Genomic DNA, 6,353 nt, shown 5'->3' on the forward strand with positions numbered 1-6,353 from the left:
CTTTCCGGCCGACCCGCACCCGAGTGGTCCTGCTGAGCGTCGGGGTGGTGATGTTCGCCGTCATCACCGTCGTCGCCTTCACCCTGGAGCAGCTCAGCGCGGGGGAGCGGACCAGCTTCGTCTTCACCGCGCTGGTCTTCCTCGGCGTTCTCGCACTGCTCAGCCGCCCCAAGATCATCGCGGACGACAGCGGGGTGACCGTGGTCAATCTCACCCGTACCCGGCGGCTGTCCTGGGCCGAGATCGTGCGCGTCAACCTGCGGGTCGGCGACCCGTGGGTCTTCCTCGACCTCAGCGACGGCACCAGCATGCCCGCCCTCGGCATCCAGCCCGGAATCGCCAAGGAACACGCCATCCGCGACGCCCGTGCGCTCCGCGCCCTCGCCGAGAACCACGGCACGGGCACGGACAACGGCTGAGCCCTCTGCCCCGTACGGCCTCTTGTTGATTACTCTGGAGGGCGGTGGCGCCCTGTGCGCCCCGCCCCCACCAGTGGTCCCCGAGACCCGCGGGGCTTTCCTGCGACCCAAGGAGTGACTCCCTCCAGCAATGGACGGATCTTCCGGTAGTACTTGCGCCGCCCCTTCCGTGGAGGCGGCGGTATGACCACCCCCCTGCTGCTTCTCACTGCGGCATTCCTTCTCATCCTCGCCAACGGATTCTTCGTGGCAGCCGAATTCGGGCTCGTCACCGTGGAACGGGCGGACGCCGAGCGCGCCGCCGCCGAGGGCGACCGGCGGGCCCGTACCGTCGTCGACGCCCTGCGCGAACTCTCCTTCCAGCTGTCCGGCACCCAGCTCGGCATCACCATCACCTCACTGGTGGTCGGCATGCTCGCCGAGCCGGCTCTCGCCCAGCTGCTGGAGAGCCCCCTCACCCTGACCGGTCTCCCCGACGGTGCCGTTCCCGGCATCAGCGTGGTGATCGGCATGCTCCTCGCGGCCGCGGTCCAGATGGTGATCGGCGAACTCGTACCGAAGAACTGGGCGGTCTCCAAGCCGCTCCAGGTCGCCCGGTTCGTCGCCGGCCCCCAGCACCGGTTCACCCGGGTCTTCCGGCCGGTGATCGGCCTGCTGAACACCGTCGCCAACCGGCTGGTGCGGCTGCTCGGCGTCGAGCCGGCCGACGAACTGGCCTCCGCCCGCACCCCGGGGGAGCTGGTCTCCCTGGCCAGGCACTCCGCCGAGGCCGGCACCCTCGAACAGGACACCGCGGATCTCTTCGTACGGACCCTGTCGCTCGCCGGCCTCACCGCCCAGCACGTCATGACCCCGCGGGTGAAGGTCAGCGCCCTCCAGTCGACCGCCACCGCGGCCGACGTCCTCAACCTCACCCGGGCCACCGGCCTCTCCCGCTTCCCCGTCTACCGGGAGCGCATCGACGAGGTCGTCGGCATGATCCACCTCAAGGACGCGCTCGCCGTTCCGTCCCGGGACCGGCTGCGCACTCCGGCCGGCCGGATCGCGGTGCCCCCGCTGCTGGTGCCCGAGACCCTGCCCGTCGAGCAGCTCCTCCAGCGGCTGCGCAAGGAACAGCCGATCGCCGTCGTGGTCGACGAGTACGGCGGCACCGCCGGTGTCGTCACCCTTGAGGACATCATCGAGGAACTCGTGGGCGAGGTCAGGGACGAGCACGACGCCGAAGGCGCCGACCGCCCCGAACTGGCCCCCGCCGCCCCCGAGGACGGCAGGCCCGCCTGGGACGCCGAAGGCAGCTGCCGGGTCCTCACCCTGCGGCGGATAGGGCTCGACGTCCCCGACGGCCCGTACGAGACGGTGGCCGGACTGGTCGCCGATCTGCTGGGCCGGATTCCCGCCCCCGGCGACCGGGCCGAACTGCCCGGCTGGCGGATCTCGGTCCGCCAGGTCGGCCACTACCGGGCCGAGAAGGTCCGCTTCGTGCGGCTGGCCGGAGTCGTGGACCCGGTCACCGCCGAACCGGCCGCCCGCGGTGTCCTGGAGGCCGCGCGATGAGCCTGGTCCAGTTGCTCTTCGCCGGACTTCTGGTCCTCGCGAACGGCTTCTTCGTCGGCGCCGAGTTCGCACTCGTCTCCGTACGCCGCAGCCAGATCGAACCGCTCGCGGCAACCGGGTCCAGCCGGGCCCGGCAGGTGCTGTACGGCCTGGAGAACCTGCCGCAGATGATGGCGGCCGCCCAGTTCGGCATCACCATCTGCTCACTGACCCTCGGCGCCGTCGCGGAACCGACGGTCGCCCAGCTGCTGGAACCGGTCTTCCACGCGGTGCACCTGCCCGAGGGGCTGATCCATCCGCTCGGCTACGTGCTGGCGCTGGTCTTCGTCGTCTTCCTCCATCTCGTCATCGGCGAGATGGTCCCGAAGAACCTGGCGATGGCGGCCCCGGAGAAGACCTCGCTGTGGCTCAGCCCCGGACTGGTCGGCTTCGCCCGCCTCTGCCGCCCGGTCACCGCCGCGCTGGGCGCCTGCGCCCGGCTGGTGCTCCGGCTCTTCGGCGTCGAACCGAAGGACGAGGTGGAGGCCGTCTTCACCAGCGAGCAGCTCAACCGGCTGGTCGAGGACTCCGGGCAGGCCGGACTTCTGGGGCCGGACGCGCAGGAACGGCTGGAGGACGCACTGGAGCTGGGTAGCAGGCCCGTCACCGACGTGCTGCTGCGCCGGGCGTCCCTGGTGACGGTCGACCCGTCCGTCACCCCGCACCGGATCGAGGCGCTCACGGTGCGGACCGGCTACTCGCGGTTCCCCGTCTGCGCGGAGGGCGGCGGCCCGTTCATGGGCTACCTGCACGTCAAGGACGTCCTCGACCTGGAGGACGGCGAGCGGGCCGTCCCGCAGCACGTGTGGCGCCCGATGGCGACGGTACGGGCCGAACTCCCGCTGGACGACGCCCTGACCGTGATGCGCCGCGCCGCGACGCACCTGGCCCAGGTCGCCGACGCGTCGGGCCGGGTACTCGGCCTGGTCGCCATGGAGGACGTCCTGGAAATGCTGGTCGGCGAGGTCCGCGACCCGGCCCACCGGGTCTCGGAGCCGCGCCGCACCGAGCAGAAGAAGACCGGCTCGGACGAACTCACGGCCCTGGTCGGGTAACGCGCACGGTCCTCAATCGCCGGCCGGGCTGATTGGGCCGAGCCCGGCGGAAACGTGCGTTAAGGGCTGAGACGGCCGAGCAGGCTGCGATGGCGGGCTGGATCTTGCCGAGGCCTACAGGCGGGCGATGTCGCCTCTCGTCATTCTCGGGGCGTGGCGGGGTGGCGTGTTGCCGGAGAGCATGATCAGGCGGGTGGCCCGGTGGCGTTGTCCCTCGTAGGGGGAGAGCAGGGCCAGCATCTCCTCGTCGTCGGCGTTCCGGTTGCCGGCCAGCGCGTGGCCGACGATGCCGGGCAGGTGGATGTCGCCGACCGTCACCGCGTCCGGGGCGCCGTTCGCCCGTTGCAGGGTCTCGGCGGCGGTCCAGGGGCCGATGCCCGGGATCGCCTGGAGCCGGGCCATCGCCTCGGGCAGCTCCATGGCGGCCGCCTCCTCCATACGGCGGGCCACCCGGACCGCGCGCAGGATCGTCGCGGAGCGCTTGCTGTCGACGCCTGCGCGGTGCCACTCCCAGGACGGGATCAGCGACCAGGTGCGGGCGTCCGGCATGACGTACAGGCCGTACTCCTGCGGGCCGGGGGCGGGCTCCCCGTACTTGCGGACCAGGAGCCGCCAGGCGCGGTACGCCTCGTCCGTGGTGACCTTCTGTTCCAGGACCGACGGGATCAGGGACTCCATCACCAGGCCGGTGCGCAGCAGCCGCAGTCCCGGACGGCGGTGGTGGGTCACCGCGAGCAGCCGGTGGCGCGGGGTGAAGGCCTCCGGTTCGTCAGCCGCGCCCAGCAGCGTCGGCAGCTGGTCCAGCAGCCAGGACGCGCCGGGCCCCCAGGCAGCCGCCTCGATCCGGCCGTCGCGGACGACGACATGGAGGGTGCCGGGGCCCGCGGGGGTGCGGCTGGCCCGTCGGACGGAGCCGTCCGCGGACATCCGGAAGGTGGGGTCGGCGGGGCCCCGGCGCAGCGGGCCCAGGACGAGCCGCAGGTCGAACGGGCCCGGCGGGGTCCAGTCGCGGGTCAGCGCCGCGGGTTCGGGCGTCGTCACCTGGCGCGGAACGGCCGCGTGCGGAGCGCTGCGGGGAGCGAATCGTCCTGCCACGGGTGAGGTCCTCGGTAGTCGGGGGTGCCTGTCGAGAGTACGGCTGATTCCGGCCAGTCGGGGTGTCCTGGGAGGAGCGGCTCGCCCCGGTCATTCGTCCGAGGAGAAGCGCACCGACGCGGCGGGCAGGTGTGCCCCGCACCAGATCCGGATGCCGTCGCGCAGTTCGTTGTCGGCGCCGACCTTGGCCCCGTCGCCGATGACCGCGCCGGCCAGCACCGTACGGCTGCCGATCCTGGCACCTGCTCCGACCAGGGAGTCCGTGATCACCGCTCCCGGTTCGACGACCGCGCCCGCCAGCACGGTGGAGCCCTCGATCCTGGCGCCCGCGCCGATGACGGCGTCGGCGCCGATGACCGTGCCGCCGGTGAGTTTGGCGTCGGGGGCGACGGAGGCCGTCGGCAGCACGAGCCGGTCGCCGCAGCGGCCGGGGACGGCCGGGGAGGGAGCGCGTCCCAGCACCAGGTCGGCGGAACCGCGTATGAAGGCCTGCGGAGTGCCGAGATCCAGCCAGTACGTGGAGTCGACCATGCCCTGGAGATGGGCGCCGGAGGCGAGCAGTCCGGGGAAGGTCTCGCGCTCCACCGAGACCGGGCGGCCGGCCTCGATGGTGTCGATGACCGACCGGCGGAAGATGTACGCCCCCGCGTTCACCTGGTCGGTGACGATCTCCTCGGGGGTCTGCGGCTTCTCCAGGAACGCGGTGACCCGGCCGGTGTCGTCCGTCGGGACGAGGCCGAAGGCGCGGGGGTCGTCGACCCGGGTGAGGTGGAGCGAGACGTCGGCCCCGGAGTCGGCGTGCGAGGTGACCAGCGCCCGGATGTCGAGGCCGGTGAGGATGTCGCCGTTGAAGATGAGGACGGGTTCGTCCGGGCCGGAGGTGAGCCGTGCCGCGACGTTGCGGATGGCGCCGCCGGTGCCGAGCGGTTCGCGTTCGGTGACGTACTCGATGTGGAGGCCGAGTTCCGAACCGTCACCGAAGTGCGGCTCGAAGACCTCCGCCAGGTACGACGTCGCGAGGACGATGTGCTCGACCCCGGCGGCCCGTGCACGCGCCAGTTGGTGCGTGAGGAAGGGGACGCCTGCTGCCGGAACCATGGGTTTCGGGGTGTGCACCGTGAGCGGGCGCAGCCGGGTTCCCTTGCCACCGACCAGGAGGATCGCTTCTTTTGCCTCTGTCACAGCACTGTCTCTGCTTCCTGCTGGGGCCGGGCCTGGTTTCGGCTGGCCAGTTTATGCAGACCGGACGGAGTGTCCTTGGTCAGCAGCCCGCAGCAGGCCCCGGGCGCCGACGGCGCCCTTCGTCTCCTTCCCCGTCAGCGGCCCTGGAGCCGGGCCGAACTGGTCCGGGTCGTGCCGAGCTTCTTGTAGAGACGTGCTCCGGGGCATTCGGTTGCGAAACCGTCCCGGTGGCCGGAGATGACGTTGAGTTTGACCACCTTGCCCTTCTTGTACTTGTTGCTTCCGGCCGAGACCAGGTTCACCTTGCCCTTCGGATTGGCCTCGAAGAGGCCGAGCTTCCAGGCGGTGAGCTCCGCGACGGCGTCGATCGCCGCGGCGGGCGGGTCGGAGTTGCTGAAGGTCCCGAGCACCGCGATGCCCATGGTGTTGGTGTTGAAGCCGAGGGTGTGCGCGCCCATGACGGCCTTCGTCACGCCGCCGGCCCGGCCCTCGTAGATGTTTCCGCACCTGTCGACGGCGAAGTTGTAGCCGATGTCCCGCCAGCCGTTGCTCTTGACGTGGTACCGGTAGATGCCGCGCAGCACCGAGGGCGCCTGGGAGCAGGCGTAGTTGTTGCCGGTGGCGCTGTGGTGGATGAAGGCCGCCTTGACGGTCTTGGTGTACGCGAAGGCGCGTTCGCGGATCTTCTCGTCGGCACCCCAGCCCTTGCGGGTGACGATGCGCGGGCGGGGCCCGATGTACGGCTTGGCGCCCGGCGCGTAGCCGGCGGCCGCGTCGGTCGCGGACCGGCTCAGGGCGGGGAGCACGGTGGCGCCCTCCGGTGCGGCGCGGCCGGCGCCGGCGGCGCCGGTGGCGGGGAGCTCCTGCGGGTCCTCGCCGGGGTCGACGAGTTCGAGGTGCAGCCCGGCGGGCAGCGGTACGGGGGTGGCGGAGGCGTCCCGGGTGCCGGGGGCCTCGGGGTTCACCCGGACCTGGACGCCGTCGGATGCGCCGACCCAGAGCGGGGCGG

General features: G+C 71.9%; 6 protein-coding genes. 3 read left to right on the top strand and 3 right to left on the bottom strand.

From position 1 onward, the window contains the following. From J1C73_RS17085 to J1C73_RS17095, 3 genes are all read left to right on the top strand, one after another. Positions 1–419 (top strand): PH domain-containing protein (locus J1C73_RS17085; RefSeq protein ID WP_207317141.1); only part of this gene is annotated, 419 nt, incomplete at its 5' end. Positions 420–602: 183 nt separating this feature from the next. Then, positions 603–1,973 (top strand): hemolysin family protein, encoded by a 1,371-nt coding sequence (locus tag J1C73_RS17090; protein WP_123468264.1) that lies wholly within the window; start codon positions 603–605, stop codon positions 1,971–1,973. Continuing rightward, a complete protein-coding gene (locus tag J1C73_RS17095) occupies positions 1,970–3,067 on the top strand; it encodes a hemolysin family protein (RefSeq protein WP_207317142.1) in 1,098 nt (365 codons plus the stop codon). The genes J1C73_RS17090 and J1C73_RS17095 overlap by 4 nt, the downstream gene beginning before the upstream one ends. A 114-nt stretch (positions 3,068–3,181) precedes the next feature. Here the strand turns inward: J1C73_RS17095 and J1C73_RS17100 are convergent, their stop codons facing one another. The 3 genes from J1C73_RS17100 to J1C73_RS17110 form a co-directional block, all read right to left on the bottom strand. Further along, on the bottom strand, positions 3,182–4,162 hold the full coding sequence (locus J1C73_RS17100; protein WP_207317143.1) for a DNA-3-methyladenine glycosylase family protein: 981 nt from the start codon (positions 4,160–4,162) through the stop codon (positions 3,182–3,184). Between the two features lie 90 nt (positions 4,163–4,252). Then, entirely contained in the window at positions 4,253–5,344 is a 1,092-nt protein-coding gene (gene manB / locus J1C73_RS17105; RefSeq protein ID WP_123459695.1) for a mannose-1-phosphate guanylyltransferase, read from the bottom strand. A gap of 134 nt (positions 5,345–5,478) precedes the next feature. Continuing rightward, positions 5,479–6,353 (bottom strand): peptidoglycan recognition protein family protein (locus J1C73_RS17110; RefSeq protein WP_207317144.1); only part of this gene is annotated, 875 nt, incomplete at its 5' end.

The sequence above is a fragment of the Streptomyces laculatispora genome (assembly GCF_017353455.1).
Classification (GTDB): Bacteria; Actinomycetota; Actinomycetes; order Streptomycetales; family Streptomycetaceae; genus Streptomyces; species Streptomyces laculatispora.